Source organism: Metallumcola ferriviriculae (genome assembly GCF_035573695.1).
Lineage (GTDB): Bacteria > Bacillota > JADQBR01 > JADQBR01 > JADQBR01 > Metallumcola > Metallumcola ferriviriculae.
In genome coordinates this window covers 2,526,634-2,553,090 of the sequence record NZ_CP121694.1, presented here as the reverse complement: position 1 = coordinate 2,553,090, position 26,457 = coordinate 2,526,634, and the positions used below count along the sequence as shown (strand labels likewise).

Genomic DNA, 26,457 nt, shown 5'->3' with positions numbered 1-26,457 from the left:
AGTTAATAGACCAGCCAATAACTAGGGTAGGATGAAATTAAGAGTGTAGGTTTAAGCCGATTTAGAGAAGGTTTCTAAGCCAATCTTTTCTAAAATATTTGGTTTAACAACAGCAACTTGAGCATCCAAGTGTTGATTAATGGCCGCCAAAGTTGCCTGCCAAAACCAACGTTTTTTAGTCCGGGCATTAGCCAACTCAATTTTGTAATCGACAAGTATACGTTTAAAGGTGCGCTCTACGGTAGTTCGTCTAGCATAAACATGTTTCCATGCCTTAGAGTTACGAGGAGTTGGCGTAAAAAGACGCAAATCCCAAATGGGTTTAGTGTAAACCACCCGGCCGTACGCACTAGGAGAACATTCATGTTTTTTAGAACACTTGCTACTATCCTTGTGATGAGGGCAGCGCCACTTAATGCGGCATCTATCGTTGCTAAAACCCCAGTTAAGCATCGGTAAACCTTCAAGGCAGATAGGGACACCATTTTCATCAACGTTAATAGGCCCAGGAAATGTATTGTTTCCTTTAGCCCTATTGTTAAGGTCAATAAAAGGTTCGGTTTCATTAGCATGCAGCAGACGGTAAATATCATAAACATCATGAGCAGCATCCAAAAGGGCTTTAGAAAACTTAAAATCAGGATAGAGGTGAAGCAATTCAGCCCAAGAAACAACAAAAGTAACACTATCATTTCTAGACCCCTGTACCAAACGCAGATAAAGCGGCAGGTCATTTTTACTATCCGCTGAAGTAATAGAGTACAGGGTGTGACCGTAAAACCATTGGTCATGGTAACTATCCCAACCCCAATTAGCATCCGGGTCAGTAAAGACACGTTTGCACTTGCAGCGGTAAATGCCTTTAGAGGGGCAATCACAGATTCTTTTACCGTAGGGAGTGGCACCGGTAAGGAGTGGGGCTCCGTCACCGGCAATAGCCAGTTTGTTGGGATTACCAAGAAGACCTAACTTGGATGATGGTAAAACGGCACACTCTTTTAAAATTTTCTGCAAGATACTTTCTGGCCTTTTCTCAATGACCTGCCCTTTAAGAGCCCTATCAACTAATCTTTTAACAATACCAGGATGCTTAGCAGGTAACTTTTTCCCAGACTTAGGACGTTTTCTCCCTTTGGATTTTGGTTTTCGGATAGCCTTTTGCGGATTATCTAGAAGCCATAAACGTTCCAACAAGTCATAAAAAGTACCAACACCAGGGGTTTCGCCCTTTTCAAACCCGCAAATGGCCCTAAGAACAGGAGAAGCCCTCAACTTATCAACAAACTTAGTAGGGTCATGAATCTGGCAATGAAGCATTACCACCAAAGCCCTAAGAAGTTCAGGTTGATTTTTAGCTGGTCTTCCCAGAGGAGAATAAAGCTTAGCAATGACCTTTTTAACCGGGTCAAGGTTAAATATATAGACCTTCTCAATGAGCGGAGCATAAAAACGAATATTAGCTTCATGCGTCACCGTTAAAGAAACAAGTTCAGATTTCAGCCAATCCTGGTACTCGACATGTGTACGCCAATAACCTAACAAAAAATCGCCTCCAACATTAGTCGATTAGAGGAAAAAATTACCTCTATCTCGATTGTGGGACGAAATTACGTTTGTCAAGTAGCATTTAGACTGTTTTTTTAGAAATACAGATAATTGTGTCACAATACCTCATCATATCTTGCTATGCCGCTTATTTTTGCTATGTGAAGTTGTTGGGTTGAGTGGGGGTGAACCAGTTATTACCAGCTTGTTGTAACCCGGTATAACTGACTTGAGACTTTCCGAGAAACTACTGACACCCAAAAGGGGGTGTCACTTATTTATGGTCCTTTCCACATAAGGAACTCTAATAATCAAGGGTTAACCAATAAAAAATCCCTATTGGACACGGCTTATGCTGCCAGTTAAACTTAAGCTATAAACGGTTGGAAAGTTTTGACGTAATAATGTTGGATAGGAGAATCTTATGAGTCAATATGAAAACATTTGGGCTGATTTGGGGGTAGACTTAAAAAAGCACGACAGATTGCTGCGGGGGCTGTCTGTTTTGGTGAGAAGACTTCATCGTAAGCAGAAGCATCGTCCAAAAGCAATGGATTATTTTGATGATATACTTAATGATCCCCACGGGCATCGAGTTAAAGAAATGGCAGAGCACCGCGAACAAGGCGGCATTGTAGTAGGTAGTTACTGTGTTTTTATTCCTGAGGACCTGGTTCTGGCGGTCGGTGGGCTGCATGTGGGTCTGTGTGCAGGAACTAATTTTGCAGAAGAAGATGCTGATATGTATCTTCCTCGCAACACCTGCCCGCTTATTAAAGCTTCTTTTGGCTTCAAAGTCAGCTACAGCTGCCCATATACCCAGGTTAGCAGTGTGATTGTCGGTGAAACCACCTGTGATGGTAAGAAAAAAATGTTTGAGGAACTGGCTAACCATCATCCGACCTATCTTATTGAGGTTCCCCAAAAGAAAAACAAGCGGACACGCGAATTTTTTACCGAAGAGCTATTGGAGTTTAAACGCTATCTGGAAAAGTTAAGTGGTAACGAGGTAACCGCAGAAAGACTGCGGCAGGGAATTGATCAAGTAGAAAGTAAATTCCGGGCGCTGCAGCGATTATTTAGATGTCGGCAGGCGGACCCATCCCCAATCAGCGGTTTGGATGCTCTAACCATTGTGCAGCTGGGGATGCAGGATGAAGTAAACCGCTTTGCCAAGCAGGTCAACAGGCTTTGTGATGAACTGGAGGAGCGGATATCCCAAGGTATCGGAGTTACTGCCAAAGGGGCACCCAGGATTTTAATTGCGGGCAGTCCCATGTCTTTGCCTAACTGGCGTCTGCATAACCTCATAGAAAAAGCCGGGGCGATTGTTGTCTGTGAGGAGTCCTGCATTGGCACCAGACTATTCTCCAAGCTCTGCGAACCCAAGGGGAGCACCGTTCGGCATCTGGTTGAGGCCCTGGCAGGCCGCCACCTAGGCATTAATTGCGCTTGCTTCACTCCTAATGACGAACGTGTTGAGGATGTTGTAAGGTTAGCCAAGGAATATAAGGCGGATGCAGTTATTCATTATGCCCTGCAGTTCTGTCATCCTTATAACAGCGAGGCGGGCAAGGTAAAGAAGGCATTGGATGCCGAGGGAATCCCCATGTTAGAGGTACAAACTGATTACGGAGATAGTGACAATCAGCTGTCCATGCGGGTAGAAGCCTTAATTAATATGGTTGTTGATAATAAAAAGGGGGGCGTTTTAAATGAGTAAAGATTTGCATGCTGTATTTAATCAAGTGATTAAGGTTTTTTCCAGAAAGCCCGAGATGGCTAAATCCGTCTATTCAATTAAATCAAGATTGGTGGAAAATTTAAAGACTGAGTCCCGGGCAGGCAGTCATACCCTGGTCATCGATGAACCCCAAGAACTTGGCGGCACAGATGCCGGGCCTAACCCGCTGGATACATTTCTGGTGGCTTTGGGCACATGTCAGGAGATTACTTACGCAGCCTACGCGGCAGTGATGGGTTTAAAGCTTGATAAAGTAGAAGTGGATGTTGAAGGCGATATCGATTTGCGGGGGATGCTCAGTATTGACGACGTTAAACCGGGATTTAGCGGGATCAGCTATGTTACTAGAATTACCAGCCCTGAGCCGGAAGAAAAAATTCGACAGCTGGTGACGGCCGTGGAAGAACACTGTCCCGTGATGGATACTATAAAGAGCCCAACTATGGTGGCGGGGCGGCTGGAAATTCAGCAGTCTTCATAATATTGGTTAGGCTGAGTTTGTCCTTGGAAAGGCAAACGAAACTTCTGCTTGGCAGGCAAACGAGATGTCCGCTTGGAAAGGCAAACGAAACTTCCGCTTGGCGGGCAAACGAAACGTCCTCTCGGCAGGTGAAATTATCAAAATTGGCTGTGGAATATTGCAATGATTAAGCGGGACCATTGGTTCTGCTTTTTTATATATTTGCGAATTTTCCACCTTTTTGCTTTAGGGCATGTTACACTACATGCGGGGGGTATATTGGCTCAGAAAAAGCTAATAACGTGCACATAAAATAGGTATGTGCTGTGAGAGATTAAAGACTTTACTATTGCAAAAGGTATTTATACTGCCAACTAGAAGGAGAGGGATGTAAAATGGACGAACGAAGAATGGAACCTGAAGAACTGGTTCAGCAGCTGCAGGAAGTATTCAACCGTTTGAAGCAAAAGGGCTCCGGACCAATGCTCTTTATTATTCCGATCGTAGCCGTGCTATTATGGGCCGCCAGCGGCATCTATATGGTTCAACCGGGGGAGCAGGCAGTTGTGCGGATGTTTGGAAAAGAAGTAGGTATCACTGAACCGGGGTTAAGATATCGCTTGCCATATCCTATTCAAACCCATGATAAAGTTAATATTGCCAAAGTTCGCAGGGCAGAGATTGGGTTTCGAAATGGTGATGCAGGTTCACCGGGCATTACTGAGCGAATCCCAGAAGAAGCATTAATGCTGACCGGAGATGAAAATATTGTCGAAGCTCAATTGGTTGTGCAATATGTAGTGCAAAATCCTTCAGACTTTCTCTTTAAGGTCAAGGATCCTGAGCAAACCCTTAGAGTTGCATCAGAAGTGGCTCTGCGGGGGGCTGTGGGAAAAACTACCATTGACCAGACCATGACCGAAGGACGGGTACTGGTAGAACAGGAAGTACAAGCTACTCTGCAGTCACTGCTGGACCTTTACGAGACGGGGATACTGGTAACACAAGCAAAACTGTTGGTTGTCGATCCGCCTGAGGCTGTAAAAGATGCCTTTCATGAAGTAGTAAGGGCCTATGAAGATAAAGAAAGGCTGGTCCAGGAAGCGGAAGGTTACCGCGAAAACCTCATCCCTCGTGCCAGGGGGAGAGCCTTGGAAATCATCCAACAAGCCGAAGCTTACAAGGAGCGCCGCACACTGGAAGCCCAGGGTGATGCTGAAAGATTTACCGAGGTATTGGAGGAGTATTCCAAAGCAAAAGTAGTTACTCGTCAGCGGTTGTACCTAGAGATGGTTGAGGAAGTAATGCCGAATGTGAAGAAATACATCATCGAAGGTCAAGGGGACGGGGGCGGTAATTTACTGCAGCTGCTGCCTTTAGGTAGTACGGAAGGGGTGAAAGTCAGCAATGAAGAATAAATCCATTCCCGTGCTGGTGCTTTTAGTGCTGGCCATTGTTATATCTTCGCAATCAGTATTTGTTATTAACGAAACGGATCAGGCCATTATTACTCAATTCGGTGATTATATTCGAACTGTAGATGAACCCGGTCTGAACTTTAAAATACCATTTATCCAGGTAATCCACAAGTTGGATAAAAGGGTTTTGGCGTCTGATGCACAAGCCGCCGAATATCTAACAAGGGATAAAAAGAGAATTAGCATGGATCATGTAACGCGCTGGAAGATAATTGATCCCTACGTGTTTTATCGTACGGTTCGTGCTGAGACGCAGGCCAGATCACGTCTGGACGATATTATCTTCGGCCGCTTACGCCAAGAAGTCGCTAAGCATAATTTCGTTGAATTGATCCGGGAAGAAAGAGAAACTATCATAAAAACGGTTACAGAAGAAGCGATGGAAAGTGCCAATAGTTTGGGGATAGAAGTAGTAGATGTTCGTATTAAACGAGTTGATTTGCCTGGCGAAGTGCAGGAAAGTGTGTTTGCGCGGATGGAGGCAGAAAGAAACAGAATTGCCTCGCGCTACCGGGCTGAAGGAGAAGAGAAAGCCCTGGAAATCCGGGCAAATGCTGACCGTGAGCGTGAAATAATCTTGGCAGAAGCCAACCGAAAGAGTGAAGTATTACGCGGCCAGGGGGATGCCGATGCCACAGCCATCTATGCCGGAGCTTTTGAGCAAGATGCGGAATTTTACGCCTTTTTGCGCAGCTTAGAGACGTACAAAAAGGTTCTGCCCGAGGACACCACAATGCTTTTGGGCATTGAAAGTGAACTGTTTAAATATTTTCAGAGCAGCTCAGACCGCTAGTTAACTAGTGTCACTTATTGGTGCCTGACACCAATAAGTGACAAAATAAGTGACAATAACTTGACAAAATGGTGCCTGGCACCATTTTGTCAAGTTATTTTTTTATAATTAAATTGTGAGACTTTTGCAGGAATTTGAAAAAGTGTGGAGAACTTATCATTAAAGATGAACATAATTGCAACGGCGTGAACAAAATTTCACCTTGAACTCATAATTCGTTAGAAGGAGCTAAAACATGGATATTCATCAGTTGGTGAGAATAGCTAGGTTTTATTACGAAATGGGATATAATCAGCAGCGGATTGCTGATATGGAGGGCGTGTCCAGAGCCAAAATCAGCCGGCTGCTGGATAAGGCCTTAAAAGAAGGCATTGTGCAGATTAAGATTGCTTATCCGGTGGAATCGGTGACGGAGCTGGAACAGGCCTTGCGTGAAAAATTTGGCCTTAAAAAGGCCTTTGTGGCGCCGGTTATCGTGGATGAGGAAAAAGCATTAAAGCGGGACGTGGGTAAGGCGGTTGCCCAATATTTGGGCGAAGTAGTGGAGGATGGGCATACAGTGGGTGTGTCTTGGGGGACGACACTTCCCTACGTCTCGCAGCAGCTGCAGGAAAAGCTGCTTAAGGAAGTTAAAGTGGTGCAGCTCAATGGAGGATTAACCAGCACATATATTTCGACGGGGTCCATTACCATTGTGGAGGAATGTGCTAAAGCGTTCAATGGCAAACCTTATCTGATGGCGGTACCTACCATTGTGGATACGAATAAGGTTGCTGATGCCTTAATCAGTGATACTGGAATTGAGGCTGCTTTAGACCTGGTGAAGCAGGCGGAAATAGGGGTAGTGGGTATTGGCTTTGCCTCCAAAGATTCTGTGCTGGCTAAAGCAGGATATTTTACCGAGGATCAGTATCAGGAACTGATTGATAAGGGTGCTGTTGGCGATATTTGTTCGAGATATTTTGATATAGACGGAAATATTGTCGATAATCAGCTTAATAACCGAACAATAGGGATAGCGCTGTCTGATCTTGCATCTAAAGAACATAGTATTGGCGTAGCTGTGGGAGAGCATAAGGCACCGTCCATTATCGGTGCTCTTAGTGGAGGATATATTAACTGTCTCTTTACCGATGAAAATGCAGCAAGAAAAATACTAGCAGCTGCTGACTAAATTCTAGGAGGGGTTTGTGATTATGAAAGCGTTAAAACTATACGACCCGGGGGATATTCGTGTGGATGAGACTGATCTTCCGGCTATCAAGGAGGATGAGGTGCTGGTTAAAGTAATGGCTTGTGGTGTCTGCGGTTCGGATATTCCGCGGGTGCTGCACTACGGCGCATATCGTAAAGGTCTAACTGTAGGCCATGAATTCAGCGGTGTCATTGCCGAATCGAGGGATACAAGTGGCAAATGGCAGGCAGGACAACGGGTGGTCGCTGCACCATTGATTCCCTGTTTTCAATGCGAATGGTGCCAAAAGGGACATTATTCTCTCTGCGAAGATTATAATTATCTGGGGTCTCGCTGTGACGGAGCTATGGCTGAATATGTAGCGGTACCAACGGATAACCTACTGGAACTGCCCGAAGATGTGCCATTTGAAGCCGGTGCCATGGTGGACCCGGCGGCTAATGCAATTCATGGAGCTTGGAAGGCAAAAATTAACCAGGGTGATACCGTTGCCATCTATGGAATGGGCCCTATTGGTTTGTTTGCAGTACAGTATGCGAAAATCTGCGGCGCCGCTAAGGTTGTCGGGATAGATATCATGGATGAGAAACTGGAGCTGGCCCAAAAGGCCGGCGCCGATGTGGTGATTAACGGCATCAAAGAAGATCCGGTGAAAGCAGTCAGAGAGTTATTTGGCGCCGGGGTGCAGGTGGTCCTGGATACTTCAGGCTCCAAGATTGCGCAGAATCAAGCGGTGCTGTCAGCTGCCAAGCATGGGCGGATCGGTTTTGTCGGTATTTCCCATGACAAGCTGGAGCTTAGCAAGGAAGCGGTTAATAATATTCTGCGTCGGGAGTTAATGATTCATGGTTCTTGGAATTCATTCTCTCAGCCCTTTCCCGGTGATGAGTGGAGATTAAGTATTAAATATATGCAGGAAGGTAAATTCTGGGACCAGTCATTTATCAGTCATCGCCTGACACTGAATGAAGGTCCGGATATATTTAATAAATTAAACGATAAGTCATTTTACTTTAGTAAGATAATGTTCTTACCGCAGGAGGGGTAGTATGGTTAAGTCTAGCAAGCCTTTGTTTATGGGGATTGACTTAGGTACGCAGGGCGTGAGGGTAGGTATTTTTACACTTGAGGGCGACTGTTTGGCCATGGCCAGCGAACATTACCGTACTAGCTATCCGGAAGTGGGCTGGGCAGAGCAGCAGCCTCAAGATTGGTGGCAAGCTCTTACTAACTGCAGCCGTCAGGTTACAGCCCAAATTAATAATAAAGAAGATATTACTGCTTTAACGGTCTGCGCCACATCCTCCACCGTGGTGGCGGTGGATGCTGCCGGTGAGCCGCTGGGTAATGCTATTCTTTGGATGGATAGCAGGGCGAAAGAAGAGCAGGAGATTATTAATAATACGGGACATGAAGTGCTTCAATATAGCGGTGGCGGGGTATCGGTGGAATGGATGGTGCCCAAGCTGCTGTGGCTGAAAAGAAATAGGCAGGATATCTATGCCAAAGCTGCTAAAGTGGTTGAAGCATTGGATTGGGTGAATTTTAAACTTACAGGCAATTGGGCTGCTTCTAAATGCAACGCCGGCTGCAAATGGAATTATGTGGACACCAAAGGTGGTTGGAACGCTCAGTTTTTTGAACAAATAGGTTTGGCTGATGCCGAGGAAAAGTGGCCTGACAAGGTGCTGGCTATGGGGGAAGTGGTTGGTGAGCTGACTGATGCTGCAGCTATACAGTTAGCTTTGCCTCAAGGCGTAAAGGTAGTGCAGGGCGGAATAGATGCACATACCGGTATGCTGGGTCTTGGAGTAACGGAACCCGGTTCCTTGGCGGTTATCATGGGAACATCTTTTGTACATCTGGCGCTTACTGAGAAACCACTTTATGCGCCGGGGCTGTGGGGGCCTTATCCTAATGTAATCACTGCCGATAGATGGTTGATCGAAGGTGGTCAGATATCCGCCGGTTCAATCACCAAATGGTTTCAGGATAATTTCGCTAAGGACTTGGCTTTAGATGAGGATAATGTCTATGCTAAGCTGGCTGAGGAAGCAGCAGGCGTTCCTCCCGGTGCGGACGGGTTGGTAGTGTTGGACTTTTGGCAGGGAAACAGGACGCCTTATCGGGATCCCTCTCTTAGCGGCGCGGTCTGGGGCTTAAACCTGCACCATAGTCGCGGGCATATCTACCGAGCGATATTGGAAGCGGTAGGCTATGGGACGCGAAATATTCTACAGGTATTTGCCGACCATGGGCATCCGGTGAAGGAAATGGCTGCCTGCGGCGGAGTGACTAAAAATGCGATGTGGCTGCAGATTATTGTGGATATTTGTCAAATTCCCATTACTGTCACTCAGTTTAGTGAAGCGGGCATTCTGGGTTCGGCGGTTGCTGCCAGTGTGGGCAGCGGGTATTATAAAGATTTTACCGAGGCTGCTAATCAAATGGTTATTCGTGATCGAGTAGTGCAGCCCAATGCGGAAAATAAGGAACTTTATGACTTCTATTTTGATAAATACCAAAAGACGTATGAGGCATTGGCACCTTTGATGCACACTATGGCAAACGGCAAAGGGATGATACAAGATGAGTAGCGGCAGCGTTATTTTGGACATGAAAAAGATATCCAAGAGTTTCCCGGGAGTAAAGGCTCTGGATAATGTTGACTTCAACGTCAGGTTAGGCGAAGTTCATTGCCTGATCGGTGCTAATGGCGCTGGAAAATCTACGCTGATGAAGATTCTGGCCGGTGCATATCAAGCGGATAGCGGTGAAATTTTCCTTAACGGAGAGAAGCAGCATGTATCCAGTCCGTTGGTTGGGCAGGAACTGGGAATTTCAGTTATCTATCAAGAACTGTCCTTGATTGATACATTAAGTGTCGCGGAAAACATCTTTCTTGGCAAGTATCCCAGAAAAAACGGTTTGATTGATTGGCGGCGGATGCGGGAACAGGCCCAGGGCATTATCGACGGTCTGGGTATCAGGATCGATGTCAGCCAAAAAGTAGGGGCTATCAGTATTGGTCATAAGCAGATAACTGAACTGGCAAAGGCGATGGCCTCGGATGCTAAGATTATTGTGATGGATGAACCGTCGGCAACTTTGTCTCAGGAAGAGTTTGACACTTTGGTAAGAGTAATTAAGGATTTGAAGGACAAAGGCATTACTATCATCTATATTTCTCATCGGTTGGAAGAGCTGTTTGTTGTTGGTGACAGGGTGACTGTGCTGAAGGATGGCATGCTTGTAGATACCTCGAACATTAATGATTTGACTCGTGATAATTTGGTGGAGAAGATGATTGGTCATTCGCTAACTGACGGCACTGCAGCAGATGTTATAGCCCCAAAAGGCAAGGTGCTGCTGGCGGTGCAAGAGTTGACTACCGGGACACTAAAAAATATTAATTTACAGGTGAAACATGGTGAAATAGTCGGTCTCTACGGGTTAGTTGGTTCCGGTCGCACGGAAATACTGCGGGCGATTTTCGGTGCAGATCCGATAGACCAGGGACGGATTAAGATAGACAACCGGGAAGTAAAGATTAATTCGCCGGTGGAAGCGATGAAGCTGGGTATTGGATTAATCCCTGAACAGAGGAAAACCCAAGGGTTGGTTACTGAGCTTCCGGTCTGGGAAAATGCGGTGCTGCCCTCATTAAAGGATGTAGGGAATCTGGGTGTGCTCAGCTATGGTAAAATTTTCGGTATCGTGGAGGAGCAGGTTAAGAGCCTCAATATCAAGACGCCGTCAGTGACCGCTAAGGTGAAAAATCTCAGTGGTGGAAATCAGCAGAAGGTGGTAATAGCCAAGTGGCTGATCAAGCAGTCCAATATCTTGCTGTTTGACGAGCCTACGCAGGGTATAGACGTGGGCGCCAAGGAAGAGGTTTACAGTATAATCTCAGCCCTGGGAAATAAAGACGGGGTGTGTACTGTGGTGGCCTCCTCTGAACTGCAGGAACTTTTGGACCTGTGCCATCGGATATTGGTGCTTTATGAAGGAAAGATTGTGGGAGAGTTTACCCGTCAGGATTTTAGTAAAGAAAGCATCCTGCACGCGGCGATTACCGGAGGGAGTGAACATTATGCAGCCAGCAGTTGACAGTAAACAATCTGAGGTAAAACAAAGCAGTAAATTCTGGGATGTATTCAAACGCTATAATCTATTAATATTGATACTTTTGTTTGTCGCACTAGCAGCATCATTATCGCCTAAATTCCTAACGGTGCAAAACTTTTTAAACCTGCTGCAGCAGTCTTCGGTAATCGGTATAGTCAGTATCGGTATGACTTTTGTAATTATTGTCGCCGGCATTGATCTGGGCGTGGGCTCTGTTGTGGCATTTGCGGGGATGATAGCGGCTGTTCTGCTTGCCGGGGGACATGGTTTGGTTATCTCCATTGGCGTCGCCTTATTGGCGGGCATGGCCCTGGGTTCTATCAATGGTTTTCTTACCACAAAAGCCAAGGTGCCGGCATTTATCGTGACGCTGGCCATGATGGTTGCGGCCAGAGGTTTGGCGCTGTTAGTCACCGATGGCAGGCCGGTTTTCAATTTGCCGGCGGCGTTTAATTGGCTGGGCGCTGGGTTTATTGGGCCCTTTCCAGTCAGTGGGCTGCTGTGGTTGTTGATTACTTTGATTGCCGTATTGGTACTGACGTACACAACGTTTGGCAGAAGTCTTTATGCTATCGGCGGAAATGCGGAGTCAGCCAGGCTGTCGGGTATTAGGGTGGAAAGAAATATTATTATTGTCTTTGCCATTTCCGGGATGCTGTCAGCATTGGCCGGTGTGGTATTGGCTTCATGGCTGACAGTTGGACAGCCTACCGCAGCAAAGGGGCTGGAACTGGATGCAATTGCAGCAGTTGTTCTCGGCGGAACTAATTTATTTGGCGGCAGCGGCGGTGTGCTGGGTACTTTCGGCGGGGTCTGGTTGATGGCCATCATTACTAATATTTTTAACTTATTAGGTTTATCTTCATATTATCAGATGATTTTTATGGGTCTGATTATTGTAGCGGCCCTGATATTAAATCAGTTTGTTGCAAATAGAGACTAGTGTATGGAGGTGGTGCGTGCCAGGAAAGCTGAAATAAAAGTGTCTTAAATTTAGCATGGAAAAAGAAAAATTGGGAGGTCAGTGATAATGTTTAATAAGAAATTGATTATTCTACTGATGGTAACTTTACTAGCAATGACGTTAGTGGCGGGTTGCTCTGGTGACAAGGCACCTGAAGGAGATGTTGCAGACAATGGCGCAGAGGAACAGCTTGTTATTGGTTTTTCCCAGGTAACTTTGGATTCTCCTTTCTATGTAGCATTGATGGAAGCTGCAGAAGCAAAGGCTGATGAAATGGGTGCCAAGCTGGTATATGTAGACGCGCAAAATGATATCGCAAAACAGAACAAGGACGTGCAGGACTTGATTACCCGTGGGATCGACATCCTGTTGTTAAATGCAGTTAACCCCTCAGGTGTTGCTCCGGCAATCAAGGCTGCGGAGGAAGCAGGCATTCCGGTAATTGCAGTTGACCGTCCGGCACAAGGTGAAGTAGCTACTTTCGTGGGCCGTGACAATAAAGCTATGGGTAAATTAGCTGGTGAGCTGGCCGTTGATTTGTTAGGCGGCGTAGGCGCAGCTGAAGGTAAGGTTATTGAAATCCAAGGCGCTGCCGGTGGTCAGGTTATGATGGATCGTCGTGACGGTTTCCATGAGCCGCTTGAGCAGGAAGCCGGTGTTGAAATTGTTCAAAGTCCTTACGCTGATTACGTTCGTGCTAACGCAGTGACTGCATTCCAGGATTTACTGCAAGCGAATCCTGATGTAAACTTAGTTTATGCTCATAATGACGACATGGCTTTAGGTGCGTACCAGGTTCTTGAGCAGAATGATATGCTTGGTGATGTTAAAATTATCGGTGTTGATGGTTTGATGGAAGCTATCCAAAAAATGGAGACCGGCAACTATCATGGTACTGTCTTAAATGACCCCGGTTACTTGGGTGAAGTGGCTGTAGAAACTGCACTGGGAGTATTAGACGGAGAGGAATATCCTGAATTCGTAGATGCAGGTACTTCTTTAATTACACCTGATAATGCAGCAGACTATATCAATCCTGATTTAGTATTTGCAAGTAAGCAGTAAGGGCATCCCCAAAATTAAAGAACTGTAGGCAGCACTTCTTTAACATCAGTTGAGGACACCCTTAACTTAAAAGTATATCATACCATAGACATCCTGCCAATAATTGGCAGGATGTTACATAAGAAGGGGGGGTAAATGATGACAAAAAATGAGATGGCAAAAATGATTGACCATACCTTATTAAAAGCTGAAGCAGCAGCAGATGCAGTTAAGAAATTATGTCAAGAAGCGGCGGGTAATAACTTCGCTTCTGTGTGTATTAACCCCTCATATGTGAAATTAGCGTCACTAGAGTTGGCAGAAAGTGATGTCGATGTCTGTACGGTAATTGGCTTTCCACTGGGAGCGACTACCTGGCAGGCCAAAGCATTCGAAGCGAAACAGGCGGTGACAGACGGTGCGGCAGAAGTAGATATGGTGATAAATGTCGGCGCGCTAAAAAGCGGCATGGTTGAGCTGGTGGAGCAGGAAATTAAAGCGGTAGTTAAGGCAGCAGGGGCCGATGTTCTTGTCAAAGTAATTATCGAAACTTGTTACTTAACCGATGAAGAAAAAGTGGCTGCCTGCAAAGCCGCCAAACAGGCCGGCGCAGACTTTGTTAAGACCAGTACCGGTTTTGGCACCGGTGGCGCCACCGAAGCAGATATCAAGCTGATGCGTGATACCGTGGGACCAGAAATGGGCGTAAAAGCATCCGGCGGCGTGCGTACCTATCAGGATGCAACGACCATGATTAACGCCGGCGCCACCCGCATCGGCGCTAGTGCGGGAATTAAGATAATATCCGAAATGGAATAACTTAAAATAAGTGACACCCCCCGGTGCCTGACACCAAAAGGGTGTCTAAAATAAGTGACACCCCCCGGTGCCTGACACCAAAAGGGTGTCACTTATTTTTTTTGAGACACCCCCCTGGTGCCTTGAGACACCCCCCTGGTGCCTGACCCCATTTTGTCACAATTTAACAAGGAATTTATCGGGAAATGTCGAATTAACTTATATAACCAGTACTAGCTAAATGAGATCAGTCAGGGGTAATTATAATGCAGATGTACCTTAATATATCGTTTTTCCTATCTGCGGAACATTGGATAGTGATTGACGGCAAAAAAGGACAACCGCATACTCACATATGGGAAATCAGTGCGAAAATTGCCAGTGAGAGTTTTAATGGTACTGACCTGGGAACTGGATTTACAGAAGTAGAATCTGTGGTCAGGAAGTATCTTTCCTATTATGAAGGAAAAACCCTCAATTTATTAAAGCCATTTGACCGGTTTAGCCCTTCCACAGAGAATCTTGGCTTGTATTTTTCTCAAGGTATCAAGGGGAAGCTTGCTGAGCACGGTTTTGTTCTGATGGAATTAGCCATCAGCGAATCCCCCACCCGAGGCTTTGTGGTAACGGGACTCCAAGAAGATGCGGGCTTCATCGGTGGTGCATTGCCTGATGAATTTTACCAACAGCATCAGGGCCCGGTGGATACGGAGCCGGCGGGAAGCGCAGCAGTAGTAGTATCCGGCGAAGATGTACTTGAGGATGCGGCACAAGAGGCAGCTGCTACTGATGAAGAAAAAATGGAAGATGAGGAAGAAGATACGCAGCAGGGTGATAATCTGGAGTCTGCGGCTGTAGAAGAAGGAAAAACTGTTTGGCGGGTATTTTGGGCTTTATTAGTTATATTTTGCGTTAATCTCCTGATATATTATCCGGTATTATTCACCAAGGCTCAGCTGCCGTGGGGCTCAGACTCTATGGGGCACGTATTTAAGGCGGAGTATTTATACCAAGCTATCATGCAGGGTGATTGGTTTCCGCGTTATTTGGCAGATTGGTATAACGGTATTGATCCGTTTCGTTACTGGGCGCCGCTTCCTTATTATGTGCTTGCGCTGGTAAGATTTTTTACCGGGGATATGGTCAGGGCGGTGAATTTATTTTTGTTTATCGTTAGTTTTGTGGGCAGCGGCAGCTGGCTGCTTTTTCGTAACAGGTTGACGCTGGTTCATTCAGTTGCACTAGCTCTGATTTGGGTGGTGGTACCTGAAAACCTGCGGGTAGGTTTTTCTGAAGGTAATGTTCCGCGTATGTTGGCTCTCATGTTTTTGCCTCTCTTAATATATCTCGTTCTTGCTATCCAAAACTCTGAAAAAAGGGGCATAAAGATAGTTGCATTGGCTGCTACGGTCAGCCTTATTATTCTGTCCCACGCGATGATGGGTGCTTTATTCCTGATTACTCTTACCTTATATTTATTTCTTATTATGCTGTTTGGTGGTACATCCTTTAAGGATTTCATACGCACGGTTGGTGTCTTTGTTGTCGGTATTTTACTGACTTGCTGGTGGCTTGTACCTAGCTTAGTTGGTGGTATTACCGGGGTAAATGCCGAGGCCGCCACTGACACCATGCGGTACTTTTCCCCGGTGGTTCGGCTAAATCCTTGGGAGCGTTTACATAATTACGATGCCTTTTACTTTGGCATCAGTTATTTTGTTTTAGCCCTTGCTGCGTTGTTTCAGTGGTCCAGGAAAAAAGTTTATCAAAAGGCAGCCCTGGTGCTGGGGTTATTGGTTTTTGCCGCTTCTACCACTTATTTTCGGCCAATATATAACCAACTGCCGTTTCATCATTTGCTGTGGCCTGATCGGGCAACATCGGCGGGAATTGCCTTATTACTGCTAGGTATTGTGGAAGTGCCGGATATAAGCAGCCTTATCGATAGGAGACAGCTGAAGCGGGCGCTCATTCCCATCCTTGTTGTGATGCTCTTATTTGCTGATGGCTACATGTCCACCAGGTTAATCACTGCGAGAGAAAGTATTCCTAGCAGCCTAGACCGGGCGTTGACAGCGGCGGTGGATGCGAATGCCGGCTTCAAGGTGGCCATGCTTGACCTAAGCGGGGAAGGGTCAATGCCTTCGTACCTGATATCGGAAAAACATCAGCGGGGGCAGATATTTGGCTGGGCTTGGCAGGGAGCTGAGACCGGGCAAAATATCGTCTTATTAAATACTGCGCTGCAGCACGGTTGGTATGACTATCTTTTTGATCGTTTGATTGAAATGGGTGCTACCAGCTTGATTGTAAAGGAAGAATTATTGACAGACCGGGATCTTTTTCGGGCGAAAGCAGCAGATTTTGGTTTTCGCTTCGTGGAGGAATTTGATGGGTTGTCTGGCTATGTCAAAGATGGGACGCCATATCTAGTGTCTGCTGATTATCAGATTCTTGGCATTGGGCGGTTTGCACCTAATCTGGCGATGATATTTCCGCAGATTAAGCTCGGCGCTTTTGCTGAGGTGGATAAATATAGTTTGGCGGAGCTAAAGCAGTATAAAACCTTGCTGCTGTCGGGTTTTGACTGGTTATCAAAAAAAGCTGCCGAGGAGCTGATACTTGATTATGCCAACAGTGGCGGTAGAGTGTTAGTAGATTTGACCGGTGCACCGAAAGATGTATTTTCTAAACGAACTTCTTTTTTGGGTGTGGTGGCCGAGCCGGTAATTATGCGTGAGCAGCCGTTGATCAGTGTTAGTGACAGAGCGGTAAGATTGCGCAGCCTGCCGCCGGAGCACTTACCGTGGAAGACCTTTGTGTTGGAGGGGATGGATAAGGTATCATCCCTGGTAACCTATTATAACCAACAGCGGCCAATAGAAGGATATAAAATGTATCAAGATACCAACATCTATTTTATGGGGTTAAACCTGCCCTACTATGCCTTTCTTACTGAGGACCCGGAAGTGCTGAATATGCTGGGCAGCATATTGCATGCGGAACCGGGGCGCACGGTGGTGCGGGACATTGTACCGCTGGATATCTTTGAGCCGAACAGCGGCGGGGTGCATTTGAGTTTTAATTTGCCCGCTGAATTGAGCAACGACTGGATGGTCATTCCGATGGCATATCTGGACAGCATGGAAATTAAATCTAACAGCCCGGCGGATGTTGAAGTTGGCAGGCTGCATAACTTGATTGAATTTAAGGGGAAGGCAGGGGATTACCGGATGGAGATTATTAACCATTGGCCGCAGGCAACTAAGGCCGGGGGACTGATGTCGCTGCTGGGTGTGATGCTCTTGGCGATGCTTTTATCAGGCAGGCGGATTCCTTTTTTGGTTAAGGCTGTGAAACGTACCACCGGGCTGACAGTGTTGTTGCTGTTGATGGTACTGGTGCTGGTTCCTCAGTCTGCCCTGGCCGCGGATGCTATCAACCTGGACGGGGAATTTGATGATTGGCTTAATATGCCTCATGTGGACGACCCTGAGGGCGATGTGCGCAATGTTTCCCAGATGTCCTATACTGCCGGGGATACCAGGCGTGTATATTGGGGCACCAATGACGGGGAGTCGAAGCTTTACTTTAGCTTTAAGCGATATCCTTCCACGGTAAAGCAGGACCAGAATCTAAAGATGTCCGGCAAGATTATCTTTGATATTAATAATAATGGTAGCTATATGGACGATGCGGACAAAGTAGGTTATTTTCAGTATAACCCCAACTCCGGCAAGGTGAGGGTGCGCCTTTACCGAAATGAGCCGCTCAGCGATGCACCGCTTTGGAAAGATATCGGCAACTGGGGTGAGAAGGGGAAAGGCCTACAGTTTGAATTTTATTTTCCTTTTGATGAACTGGGTATCATAGCTAACCAGCCTATTCGCTTTTATGCCATGACGTCCTTTATTAAAAATGATGTTCCCAAGCAAAATGATGAATGGGTACTGGACCCCAATTTTGACGATTTTTACTTATATAAGCACGACTTTGACATTATACCCAACCGGGGCGCCGGCGGTGAAATACGCGATATTCAGATAACACCTGTTCCGGCGCTGGGATATTTCTTGTTACTGGTGTTTGTGGTGGTAGCTGTCGCAGGTGGGATAATCACTATTCAGAAAAAGAAGCCGGTTTCATGGAAAAATTAACTCTTTTCTTGCCCATAATCGTTGTCTGGCTGGCTATACTGCTTTTCTTTTATATCTATAGGATAAGGGTGTTTTACTTTATCTGGGGTTCAGTAGGTTTGGCGCTGATTATGGCTTTTATGTTGCAAAACACCACGGTGGAATACCGCCTCAGTCAATTGGCGATTGGTATCTTGACCAGTATCAATCAGATGTTGGGTATTCCTGTGGTACCTTTTCAAGCGGCGGGTACTATCCTGATGACCGGCACGCAAATCAGCGGCTATACTTCGCTTGAAGTGGGTACTGAGTGTTCGGGGCTGTTGGAAATCAGCGTTTATCTGGGATTGGCAGTTTTTTATCCGGTGCTCCGCAGGCAGAAGAAGGTATATGCTCTGGTTGTGGGCAGCGCTTTAATTTTTATCATCAACATTGTTCGGGTAGAGCTGATAATAGCGGCTGTTTATTACTGGGGTAGGAATGCCATCTTTATTGCCCATACCATTTTAGGCCGGGGTGTATTTTTCTTGTTGATGCTGATGCTGTATTGGTTTTTCTTTACCAAAAGGACAATGTTCTTTTTAAATAAACAAGGAAATTAGGGTTACCAATGACTAAAGAATTTTTATGGAATTTCATCATTTTTTGGGGTATTTGGCTGCTCATTCCCATGATGCTGGATGGGGTGATAGCCGCCAAACATATTATTTTTTCCTGGCGCATGTTGAGAAAGGAGCAGCGTGAGGATAAAGATTTGAGCATTAGTTACTATCCCCGGGTGTCGATAGTAGTGCCGGTGCATAATTCTGAAGGAACACTGCATGCCTGCCTGACATCAATTTTTGCACAAAATTACCCTCGTGAGCGAATCGAGGTGTTTTTGATAGATAATGGCAGCAGTGACGATAGTTTTCGCGTTTTTAACCGGTTTTCCAACGCACATGGTGGTCTCTGCCTGCGCTGGGTGAGGATCGAGGAGGCAGGAAAAGCAAAAGCGCTCAACTCCGGTGTTTTTTTGGGTAACAGCGAAATCATCATCAATTTGGATTCCGATGCTCAGATCGGCCCTAATGTGGTGCTGGAAACTGTTCATGCGATGTTTCTTAATGATCAAGTCGCCGGTGCTACCGGAGCTATCCTGATAGATCATAAGCAGATTAATAAGAAGTCGCTTGGGCTGAGGCTGCTGCAGCATTGTGAACTGCTTGAATACTTGGAAGCCTTTTTTGTGGGCAGGAAATACCAATCTCACAGAAATAGATTGTTTACCTTGGCCGGCGCGTTTTCTTGTTTTAACAGGAGGTCGCTGCTTAACACTCATTTATATGATTCTAACTCAATTTCTGAGGATACAAAGATGACTTTTGAGCTGCGCATGCGCAACGACCAGCAGAAACTTATTTTTATGGATAAAGCAAAGATATACTTGGAGCCGATTTCTTCTTGGGCTAAGCTTTATTCTCAAAGGGTGCGCTGGCAGAGAGGAGAACTGGAAGTAATAAGTTCTTATACGGAACTTTACAAGGGCAGCGTCCTAAAATTAATCCGCTCCTTTGCCTCCAGAATGCTCTTTATCGACCATACCTTGATGTTTCCCAGAATAGTGTGGACGGTGCTGACGCCGCTCTTGGTATTTGTCGGTTACCCTTTAGAGCTAATTCTTTTGGCTAACTTCTTTGTCTATCTGATGTATTTGTTCATTGATGCCAATTACCTGCTGGTAGCCTATTTCTATCTCGACAAAGAGTACCGGGCGTATCTTCGGGAGCACTGCTGGGTGATTATCTTTATGCCCGTTTTCCGCTTCATTGTGTTTTGGTTTCGTGTCGCGGCCATGATACATGCTATCACCGAACCCGCCCAGTGGAATGCGGAGAACCCGGTGGCCCAGACGCGGCGGGCACTGCGCGGCCTAGGTAAATTTGTTTTCAGAGTGCTGGGTAGAAATAAGAGCTCGGCATAGACGGGTGGTGCAGAGGCGACGTCTGCAATCGTGAAAGAGGGGTGTGGTAAACATGATTTACGTATTGCTGGTTGCCTTAAATGAAGAAAAAGCTTTGCCGAAATTATTTGAAGCTATTTTAGATAGTTTTTCGGCCGGGGATGAGTCTTATTCAATTGTTGTGGTGGATGATGGCAGCACCGATGCTACTGCAGTAATTACCAGGCAGTATGCTGGAAGGATGCCCATTACCTTGTTGCAGCATGGGGTAAACAAGGGGCTGGGCGCCGGAATACGTACCGGTTTGAGATACATCGCCGATACGGCCGATAAAGGTGATTTTATAGTCACTCTTGATGCGGACAACACTCACAGTCCTCAACTGATGGTGGATATGGTGGAGGAGGCGCGGGCCGGAAGTGATATCGTAATCGCATCAAGATACGCCTTAGGAGGAAAAGAGGTGGGGCTTTCGCTGCATAGAAGATTGCTCAGTCGATGTGCCAGTATCATGTTGACCTGCTGCTTACGCATTAAGGGGGTAAAAGACTATACCTGTGGTTTTCGACTTTATTCTGCCCATATTATTCAACGGGCGTTTGAGTTTTACCAGGACAAGTTTATCACCGAAACCGGCTTCACATGTATGGCACAAATTCTCGCCCAGTTAGCCCCGTTTTCTCCCAAAATATCTGAGGTTGGTTTGGTACTGCGGTACGACCTTAAAGAAGGAGCCAGCAAAATGAAAATTTTTAGGACTATTGGCGGTTACTTCCGATTGCTGTTAGATCATATGGATTTAGTATTAGCAAAAGAAAGGGGCAGGTTCAGTGGCTAATTTGCTGGTTATTCTATTATCAGTTGTTTTCGGTTCAGTCGGGCAAGTGTTAATCAAAATGGGCATGAAAAAATTCGGCTCCATTTCCGCCGTTGACATCTGGGCTAAACTGCTCCAGGTGTTCCTAATACCAGAAATTCCCCTGGGGTTTATATGTTTTGGCATCAGCGCTGTCCTCTGGCTAGCGGTCCTGTCCAAAACCGAACTGAGCTACGCCTATCCCCTTGTCAGTTTGAATTATGTTTTTATCTTACTGCTCTCCGCGTGGTTATTTAAGGAACATATTTCTCTCTTTCGTGTGACTGGGTTGCTTTTTATATTAGCGGGTGTGACGTTTATTTCAAGAAGCTAAGCAGGCAATAACTTGACAAAATGGTGTCAGGCACCTTTTTGTCAAGTTATTGGGTTATTGTTTGTTATGCAGGGTTATTTTAGAACATACCAAGCCGGCTCGCGCTGGAGAAACCTCCCCTGTAAGCCGCGGATAAAATTGACGCTGATATCCAATAAATGGTATAATCATATTATATATCAGTGGGGTAATAATGCAGGGACCGTAGGATGAGCGAAGAACGGTAGCTAGATTAAGAAAAATTGACTGAATATTGAAAAAACGACGATCATTTTGGGGATTCTGTCTAACTGGGGGTGGTACGCCCAAGTAGTCTTAAGGTCGTGTGATCACATATTTATCGAAAAGTCCTAAATATTTACGACATTGATCTGTTTGACTCTGGTTGCTGCTCCGTGCGGCCAAGCCGTGTCCGACCGGCGCCCTCGGATAAAAGGGTGCTAAATAATATACGAGGGGGAAACAGTGTGTCCAAAAACTTTAATCGCCCGTGGCATAGGTTTTATTCTGAGGGGGTTAGCCCGTCTCTGGATTATCCCAAGAAAGCTCTGCCGGGAATGTTGGAAGAGATTTCAGCGCAATATGGTGATGTGGATGCGTATATCTTTTACGGTAAAAAAACGACATACAAGGAATATAATGAACAGGTAGGGCGGTTTGCCACTGCGCTTTCCCGCTTGGGAGTGAACAAAGGGGATCGGGTAGCCATCATGGCCCCTAATTCTCCCTATTATATGATCAGTTATTACGCTGTTTTGAAACTCGGCGCTATAGTTGTTCAAACTAATCCGATGTATACTGAACGAGAAGTGAGCCACCAGCTTAAAGATTCCGGGGCGGAAACAATGATTGTCTATGATGCTTTGTTTCCCACGGTGGCAGCGGCAAAGCCACAATCTTCATTAAATAATATTATCGTCTTTTCTTTGGGAGAAGAAAAGACGATTGAAGGGGAAGATGTTCACCGCTTCGACACCTTGATAGTCGCATCACCCAATGACCCGCCTCAGGTGGATATTAACTTGGCGGAAGATGTGGCTGTTTTGCAATATACCGGCGGCACTACAGGTACTGCCAAAGGGGCTATGCTTACTCACCAAAACATCTTGTATAATGCACATATGATTAAATGTTGGGACCCGGATATGCAAATGGCTACAGATCGCGGCTTGGCAGTACTGCCATTATTCCATTCTTACGGTATGACCTGCGTTATGAATGCAGGAGTGTTACTGGCGGCTACGGGAATATTGGTCCCGCGTTTTGAGCCTCAGGAAATTCTGAAACTGATTCAAGGATACAAGCCAACTATGTTTCACGGCGTACCCACTATGTACGCTGCGCTGCTGCAGCAGCCGAATTTTAAGGATTTTGATACTTCTTCCATTCGTTTATGTAACAGTGGCGGGGCGGCACTGCCGATAGAAGTGCATAAAAACTTTGTTAATGCCACCGGTGCATCTCTCTTCGAAGGATATGGTTTGTCTGAGGCATCGCCGGTGACGCACGCTAATCCGTTAGATAATAATAGGGTGGGAACCATTGGCATTCCATTTCCCGATACGGACTGTAAAGTTGTGGATCTTGCTACAGGGGAGGAAGTACCCGTGGGTGAGCGGGGTGAACTGATCATCAAAGGTCCCCAAGTGATGAAGGGTTATTGGAATATGCCGGAGGAAAACGCAGCATCGTTAAAGGATGGCTGGCTCTATACCGGTGATATTGCAATAGTAGATGAAGACGGTTATTTCTCCATTGTGGATCGCAAGAAGGAAATGATTATTGCCGGCGGTTATAATATTTATCCCCGGGAGGTTGAGGAAGTACTCTACGAATGTCCCGGTGTTGTGGAGGCCGCTGTGGCCGGTGTTCCTGATCAATACCGAGGGGAAACGGTGTGGGCCTTTGTGGTAACCAAAGAGGGATCCAACTTGACGGAGCAAGAAATTATCAAGTTCTGCAGGGATAAAATGGCTTCTTACAAGGCGCCGCGTAAAGTACAGTTTATGGGTGAACTGCCCAAGACCGCAGTAGGAAAAATCCTGCGGCGTAAACTTTCAGAACAGGCTAAGGCAGTTGTAGAAGGGTAGGATCAGCAGGTGCACGACCGACAAATAAGTGACACCCCGGACACTCTCGGTGCCTGACACCATTATGACCGGGGGTGTCACTTATTATTTTATCGGCTTACTTCTTAAGGCTATAGGGATACCCTCGGTGTCAGGCACCGGGGGTGTCTTAAAAAGCTGCGGTGTTTTTCTTTCCCGCAGTTTTTTGCTGTCAGCTAATAAATATGTCCCTGTTGTGAGGTTGATATAGAATCGCATATTATTTAGAAATGAAGCTTCAATCAGGTTTTTTGATTGGGGCTTCACTAAATTCCTCCATTCACCCCCGAAATTCTTCCATTGGCAGAAAAACAATTTAATATTTTAAGAATATACAGTAAACTATGGCTAACTTGTTTTAACATACAAAACGGCGTTTCATCAGGTGAAACAGATTTACAATTAATCTAATTTGCAAAGGTGGTTCTTATGTCAAAAGTCATTAATCAACAGCACATCATCAATTCGGTAGACCGTAGTATCGATGTTTTGTTTGCCTTTACTGCGGAAAAACCTGAGTTGGGAATTAGCGAGTTAAGTCAAAAAATTGGTTTAAATAAAAGTACGGTATTTAGATTATTAAAGACTCTGGAATATCGCGGGATGATAATGCAAAACCCGGATAACCAAAAATACCGATTAGGCCTAAAGCTTTTGGATCTAGGCAATATGGCCATATCTCAAATTGAAATACGTGATGCTGCTTTACCTTTTATGAGGCATTTAAGCGAAAAAACAAGAGAAACTGTGACACTTAATATTGTCCGAAACTATAGCCGTGTATGTATTGAGAAGGTAGAAAGCTCAGAGGATATCCGTAACTTTGTTCAGATTGGGCTTCATAATCCCCTATATACCGGGGCCTCTGGCAAATTGTTGCTGGCTTATCTGCCGGAAAAAGAAAAGGACCAAATAATCAATAACGTACTTAAGCATAATCAGGCTGACGGCCAACACATTAATCCTTCAGTGTTGGCCGAAGAGATAGAGAATATTAGAAGGCAGGGATGTGCTTGTACGACGGGTGAGAGAGTGCTAAACTCTGCATCTATTTCGGCACCTGTTAGGGATTATGACGGGGAAGTAGTGGCTGGGATAAGTATTTCTGGGCCTTCGGTACGTTTCACTCCTGAACGGGTGACGGAATTGATAAAGGATACTATGGAATGCGCTAAGGAAGTCTCTTTCCAGATGGGTTGGAAAGGAAAATAAAGAGTGACTGAGCTAAGGAGTTAAGATTTGTTTGAGAACCTAATGGAAAGGAGTGAAACACGCCATGAAGTAATTGGTTCGTTCTAAGAAATCCCGTTTCAGTGTAAGTAACATAACATTCTAAGGAGGGTTACAATGAAAGTAAGTAAAAAATGGTTTTTGTTAGTGATTTGTCTGATGTTAGCAGTTGTTCTGGTTGCGGGGTGTGGACAGCAGCCCACTGCAGAAAAAGAACAACCTAAGTCTGAAGAACAAGGTCAGCAAGAAGCAAAGGCTGACGAATGGCCCAAAGATCCGATAAATATTGTTGTCCCTTATAGCACTGGCGGTACTACTGACAGATTGGCCAGAGCCATTGCTCCTTTTCTACAGAAAGAACTGGGTGTGCCGGTTGTCATAGAAAATCGCTCCGGCGGTGGCGGACTGGTGGGAACCCAAGCACATTTTCTAAATGATTCCGACGACGGCTCTTATCTTGTCTATACATTACAACCATACTTAAGCGGGCAGATTATCCGCGGCAGCGACTTTGGTCTTAATGATTTCGATTATCTTGGTGTTACCTATTGGTCGCCCCAGGCTATCTTTGTACAAAAGGACTCTCCCTACAAAACTTTTGAAGACCTGGTTAAAGCGCTTCAAGAAGATGCGTCTAAAGTGAAGTACTCCTACATTCCGAGCTCCTGGTCACAGGTGGCTTCTGCTCAACTGGATGAATTGGCTGGGCAGGAGGCAACGGGTGTCCCCTATGACGGCGGTGGGCCACAACGTATGGCTGTAGTGAGTGGTGAGGTGGATTACACTATTACTGAGCTCCATGGTACTATGTCCAGTGTTGGTGAAGATATACGCACGTTGGCTCTCTTTGATGAAGAAGAGTCCAAAGACTTTCCTGGTATTCCTTTAGCTAATGATATTTTGCAAGAGATGGGGCTTCCTAAGATGCCTATCATGTCGAACTTCCGTTTCTTAATGGTGAAAAAAGGATTTAAGGAGAAATACCCGGATAGATGGGACAAATTGGAAGGTGCTCTTAACAAAGCATTTGAAAATCCGGAAATGCAGGATTTTGTGGAGAAGCAAAAACTTAGTGTTTACTGGAAGGGTCCTGACTTTGCCACTAAGGCAGTTAAGGATTCGGACCAAACTTGCCAGAAGTTCAAGAGATTCTGGGAAAACTAGGGCTGGCGGGCCCCGACTAGGGGCCCTTTACCCAATGTTCGAGAGGGGGTCGCTGGATGTCGGTACAAATTGGAAGGCTGATTTTTTTGGCCGTAACGTGGATTTACGCATTGATTTATTATCTAGAAGTGATGAGACTGCCTCAATTATCCGAGAAACTGGTTATTATGGTAGCTTTTTGGGTATTCAGTGCTATGGCAATAACGGAACTTATAAAAACAGTGGCAGTAATTAGGAATCTCAGGGAGACCGGACCGGTCGTTTCAATTGGTGGTAGTGAAAAGGCGAAAGTATATTTAAAAGACCGGCGCTTCTTGATGCTGCTGGGGCTAGCCATATACACATACATCATTCCGGTATTGGGTTTCTTTATAAGTTCCTATATAATGTTTTGCTACTTTAGTTTTATTTTGGGAACCAGAAAGATTCCGACCATGGTATTTTCAGGCTTAGGCGTAGTTGTGATGGTTTATGTATTGTTTGCCCAACTGCTTAAAATTTCCTTGCCTAAGGGGATGTTCTTCTAAACTATTTTAAA

The 26,457-nt window shown here is 45.6% G+C and carries 22 protein-coding genes; 20 read left to right on the top strand and 2 right to left on the bottom strand.

Annotated elements, in window-relative coordinates; translation table 11 throughout:
- Positions 1–51: 51 nt before the first annotated feature.
- The gene (locus tag MFMK1_RS12675; protein WP_366922067.1) at positions 52–1,542 is read right to left on the bottom strand and encodes a transposase; all 1,491 of its coding nucleotides are present in this window, start codon (positions 1,540–1,542) and stop codon (positions 52–54) included.
- Between the two features lie 427 nt (positions 1,543–1,969).
- Here MFMK1_RS12675 and MFMK1_RS12670 point away from each other — a divergent pair, with 427 nt between their 5' ends.
- The 17 genes from MFMK1_RS12670 (at position 1,970) to MFMK1_RS12590 (ending at position 23,507) form a co-directional block, all read left to right on the top strand.
- Positions 1,970–3,268: a double-cubane-cluster-containing anaerobic reductase gene (locus tag MFMK1_RS12670; RefSeq protein ID WP_366922066.1), complete on the top strand. Its 1,299-nt coding sequence runs from the start codon at positions 1,970–1,972 to the stop codon at positions 3,266–3,268.
- Entirely contained in the window at positions 3,261–3,770 is a 510-nt protein-coding gene (locus MFMK1_RS12665) for an OsmC family protein (protein ID WP_366922065.1), read from the top strand. Before MFMK1_RS12670 ends, MFMK1_RS12665 begins: the two co-directional genes overlap by 8 nt.
- A 374-nt stretch (positions 3,771–4,144) precedes the next feature.
- A complete protein-coding gene (gene hflK / locus MFMK1_RS12660) occupies positions 4,145–5,167 on the top strand; it encodes an FtsH protease activity modulator HflK (protein WP_366922064.1) in 1,023 nt (340 codons plus the stop codon).
- The gene (hflC, locus tag MFMK1_RS12655) at positions 5,157–6,020 is read left to right on the top strand and encodes a protease modulator HflC (RefSeq protein WP_366922063.1); all 864 of its coding nucleotides are present in this window, start codon (positions 5,157–5,159) and stop codon (positions 6,018–6,020) included. Before hflK ends, hflC begins: the two co-directional genes overlap by 11 nt.
- Before the next feature lie 235 nt (positions 6,021–6,255).
- Positions 6,256–7,194: a sugar-binding transcriptional regulator gene (locus tag MFMK1_RS12650; protein WP_366922062.1), complete on the top strand. Its 939-nt coding sequence runs from the start codon at positions 6,256–6,258 to the stop codon at positions 7,192–7,194.
- A 22-nt stretch (positions 7,195–7,216) separates the two neighbouring features.
- Entirely contained in the window at positions 7,217–8,263 is a 1,047-nt protein-coding gene (locus MFMK1_RS12645; RefSeq protein ID WP_366922061.1) for a galactitol-1-phosphate 5-dehydrogenase, read from the top strand.
- A 1-nt stretch (position 8,264) separates the two neighbouring features.
- Positions 8,265–9,812, top strand: coding sequence for an FGGY-family carbohydrate kinase (locus MFMK1_RS12640; protein WP_366922060.1), 1,548 nt, complete (start codon positions 8,265–8,267; stop codon positions 9,810–9,812).
- Positions 9,805–11,325, top strand: coding sequence for a sugar ABC transporter ATP-binding protein (locus MFMK1_RS12635; protein WP_366922059.1), 1,521 nt, complete (start codon positions 9,805–9,807; stop codon positions 11,323–11,325). The genes MFMK1_RS12640 and MFMK1_RS12635 overlap by 8 nt, the downstream gene beginning before the upstream one ends.
- The gene (locus MFMK1_RS12630; RefSeq protein WP_366922058.1) at positions 11,309–12,286 is read left to right on the top strand and encodes an ABC transporter permease; all 978 of its coding nucleotides are present in this window, start codon (positions 11,309–11,311) and stop codon (positions 12,284–12,286) included. Before MFMK1_RS12635 ends, MFMK1_RS12630 begins: the two co-directional genes overlap by 17 nt.
- A gap of 87 nt (positions 12,287–12,373) precedes the next feature.
- The gene (locus MFMK1_RS12625; protein WP_366922057.1) at positions 12,374–13,372 is read left to right on the top strand and encodes a substrate-binding domain-containing protein; all 999 of its coding nucleotides are present in this window, start codon (positions 12,374–12,376) and stop codon (positions 13,370–13,372) included.
- A 138-nt stretch (positions 13,373–13,510) separates the two neighbouring features.
- A complete protein-coding gene (gene deoC, locus MFMK1_RS12620) occupies positions 13,511–14,170 on the top strand; it encodes a deoxyribose-phosphate aldolase (RefSeq protein WP_366924940.1) in 660 nt (219 codons plus the stop codon).
- A gap of 245 nt (positions 14,171–14,415) precedes the next feature.
- Positions 14,416–18,306, top strand: coding sequence for a 6-pyruvoyl-tetrahydropterin synthase-related protein (locus MFMK1_RS12615; protein ID WP_366922056.1), 3,891 nt, complete (start codon positions 14,416–14,418; stop codon positions 18,304–18,306).
- The gene (xrtG, locus tag MFMK1_RS12610; protein WP_366922055.1) at positions 18,294–18,887 is read left to right on the top strand and encodes an exosortase family protein XrtG; all 594 of its coding nucleotides are present in this window, start codon (positions 18,294–18,296) and stop codon (positions 18,885–18,887) included. The genes MFMK1_RS12615 and xrtG overlap by 13 nt, the downstream gene beginning before the upstream one ends.
- A gap of 8 nt (positions 18,888–18,895) precedes the next feature.
- Positions 18,896–20,248 carry a TIGR03111 family XrtG-associated glycosyltransferase gene (locus MFMK1_RS12605; RefSeq protein ID WP_366922054.1) on the top strand — a complete coding sequence of 451 codons (1,353 nt, stop codon included), beginning with the start codon at positions 18,896–18,898 and terminating at the stop codon, positions 20,246–20,248.
- Between the two features lie 52 nt (positions 20,249–20,300).
- Positions 20,301–21,065 carry a glycosyltransferase family 2 protein gene (locus tag MFMK1_RS12600; RefSeq protein ID WP_366922053.1) on the top strand — a complete coding sequence of 255 codons (765 nt, stop codon included), beginning with the start codon at positions 20,301–20,303 and terminating at the stop codon, positions 21,063–21,065.
- Positions 21,058–21,417, top strand: a complete 360-nt coding sequence (locus tag MFMK1_RS12595) for an EamA family transporter (RefSeq protein WP_366922052.1) — start codon at positions 21,058–21,060, stop codon at positions 21,415–21,417. The genes MFMK1_RS12600 and MFMK1_RS12595 overlap by 8 nt, the downstream gene beginning before the upstream one ends.
- Before the next feature lie 467 nt (positions 21,418–21,884).
- On the top strand, positions 21,885–23,507 hold the full coding sequence (locus tag MFMK1_RS12590; RefSeq protein WP_366922051.1) for a long-chain-fatty-acid--CoA ligase: 1,623 nt from the start codon (positions 21,885–21,887) through the stop codon (positions 23,505–23,507).
- Between the two features lie 84 nt (positions 23,508–23,591).
- Here the strand turns inward: MFMK1_RS12590 and MFMK1_RS12585 are convergent, their stop codons facing one another.
- Entirely contained in the window at positions 23,592–23,792 is a 201-nt protein-coding gene (locus tag MFMK1_RS12585) for a hypothetical protein (protein WP_366922050.1), read from the bottom strand.
- 162 nt (positions 23,793–23,954) lie between these two features.
- On the opposite strand from MFMK1_RS12585, the gene MFMK1_RS12580 reads away from it, so the two are divergent.
- The 3 genes from MFMK1_RS12580 (at position 23,955) to MFMK1_RS12570 (ending at position 26,446) form a co-directional block, all read left to right on the top strand.
- Positions 23,955–24,737 carry an IclR family transcriptional regulator gene (locus MFMK1_RS12580; protein WP_366922049.1) on the top strand — a complete coding sequence of 261 codons (783 nt, stop codon included), beginning with the start codon at positions 23,955–23,957 and terminating at the stop codon, positions 24,735–24,737.
- A gap of 135 nt (positions 24,738–24,872) precedes the next feature.
- On the top strand, positions 24,873–25,919 hold the full coding sequence (locus MFMK1_RS12575; RefSeq protein WP_366922048.1) for a Bug family tripartite tricarboxylate transporter substrate binding protein: 1,047 nt from the start codon (positions 24,873–24,875) through the stop codon (positions 25,917–25,919).
- A gap of 56 nt (positions 25,920–25,975) precedes the next feature.
- Entirely contained in the window at positions 25,976–26,446 is a 471-nt protein-coding gene (locus MFMK1_RS12570; protein WP_366922047.1) for a tripartite tricarboxylate transporter TctB family protein, read from the top strand.
- Positions 26,447–26,457 lie beyond the last annotated feature (11 nt).

Excerpts from the sequence above, each read along its gene's own strand:
- MFMK1_RS12670 (WP_366922066.1), top strand. The coding sequence starts at position 1,970 with ATGAGTCAATATGAAAACATTTGGGCTGATTTGGGGGTAGACTTAAAA.
- MFMK1_RS12665 (WP_366922065.1), top strand. The coding sequence starts at position 3,261 with ATGAGTAAAGATTTGCATGCTGTATTTAATCAAGTGATTAAGGTTTTT.
- hflK (WP_366922064.1), top strand. The coding sequence starts at position 4,145 with ATGGACGAACGAAGAATGGAACCTGAAGAACTGGTTCAGCAGCTGCAG.
- hflC (WP_366922063.1), top strand. The coding sequence starts at position 5,157 with ATGAAGAATAAATCCATTCCCGTGCTGGTGCTTTTAGTGCTGGCCATT.
- MFMK1_RS12650 (WP_366922062.1), top strand. The coding sequence starts at position 6,256 with ATGGATATTCATCAGTTGGTGAGAATAGCTAGGTTTTATTACGAAATG.
- MFMK1_RS12645 (WP_366922061.1), top strand. The coding sequence starts at position 7,217 with ATGAAAGCGTTAAAACTATACGACCCGGGGGATATTCGTGTGGATGAG.
- MFMK1_RS12640 (WP_366922060.1), top strand. The coding sequence starts at position 8,265 with ATGGTTAAGTCTAGCAAGCCTTTGTTTATGGGGATTGACTTAGGTACG.
- MFMK1_RS12635 (WP_366922059.1), top strand. The coding sequence starts at position 9,805 with ATGAGTAGCGGCAGCGTTATTTTGGACATGAAAAAGATATCCAAGAGT.
- MFMK1_RS12630 (WP_366922058.1), top strand. The coding sequence starts at position 11,309 with ATGCAGCCAGCAGTTGACAGTAAACAATCTGAGGTAAAACAAAGCAGT.
- MFMK1_RS12625 (WP_366922057.1), top strand. The coding sequence starts at position 12,374 with ATGTTTAATAAGAAATTGATTATTCTACTGATGGTAACTTTACTAGCA.
- deoC (WP_366924940.1), top strand. The coding sequence starts at position 13,511 with ATGACAAAAAATGAGATGGCAAAAATGATTGACCATACCTTATTAAAA.
- MFMK1_RS12615 (WP_366922056.1), top strand. The coding sequence starts at position 14,416 with ATGCAGATGTACCTTAATATATCGTTTTTCCTATCTGCGGAACATTGG.
- xrtG (WP_366922055.1), top strand. The coding sequence starts at position 18,294 with ATGGAAAAATTAACTCTTTTCTTGCCCATAATCGTTGTCTGGCTGGCT.
- MFMK1_RS12605 (WP_366922054.1), top strand. The coding sequence starts at position 18,896 with ATGACTAAAGAATTTTTATGGAATTTCATCATTTTTTGGGGTATTTGG.
- MFMK1_RS12600 (WP_366922053.1), top strand. The coding sequence starts at position 20,301 with ATGATTTACGTATTGCTGGTTGCCTTAAATGAAGAAAAAGCTTTGCCG.
- MFMK1_RS12580 (WP_366922049.1), top strand. The coding sequence starts at position 23,955 with ATGTCAAAAGTCATTAATCAACAGCACATCATCAATTCGGTAGACCGT.
- MFMK1_RS12575 (WP_366922048.1), top strand. The coding sequence starts at position 24,873 with ATGAAAGTAAGTAAAAAATGGTTTTTGTTAGTGATTTGTCTGATGTTA.
- MFMK1_RS12570 (WP_366922047.1), top strand. The coding sequence starts at position 25,976 with ATGTCGGTACAAATTGGAAGGCTGATTTTTTTGGCCGTAACGTGGATT.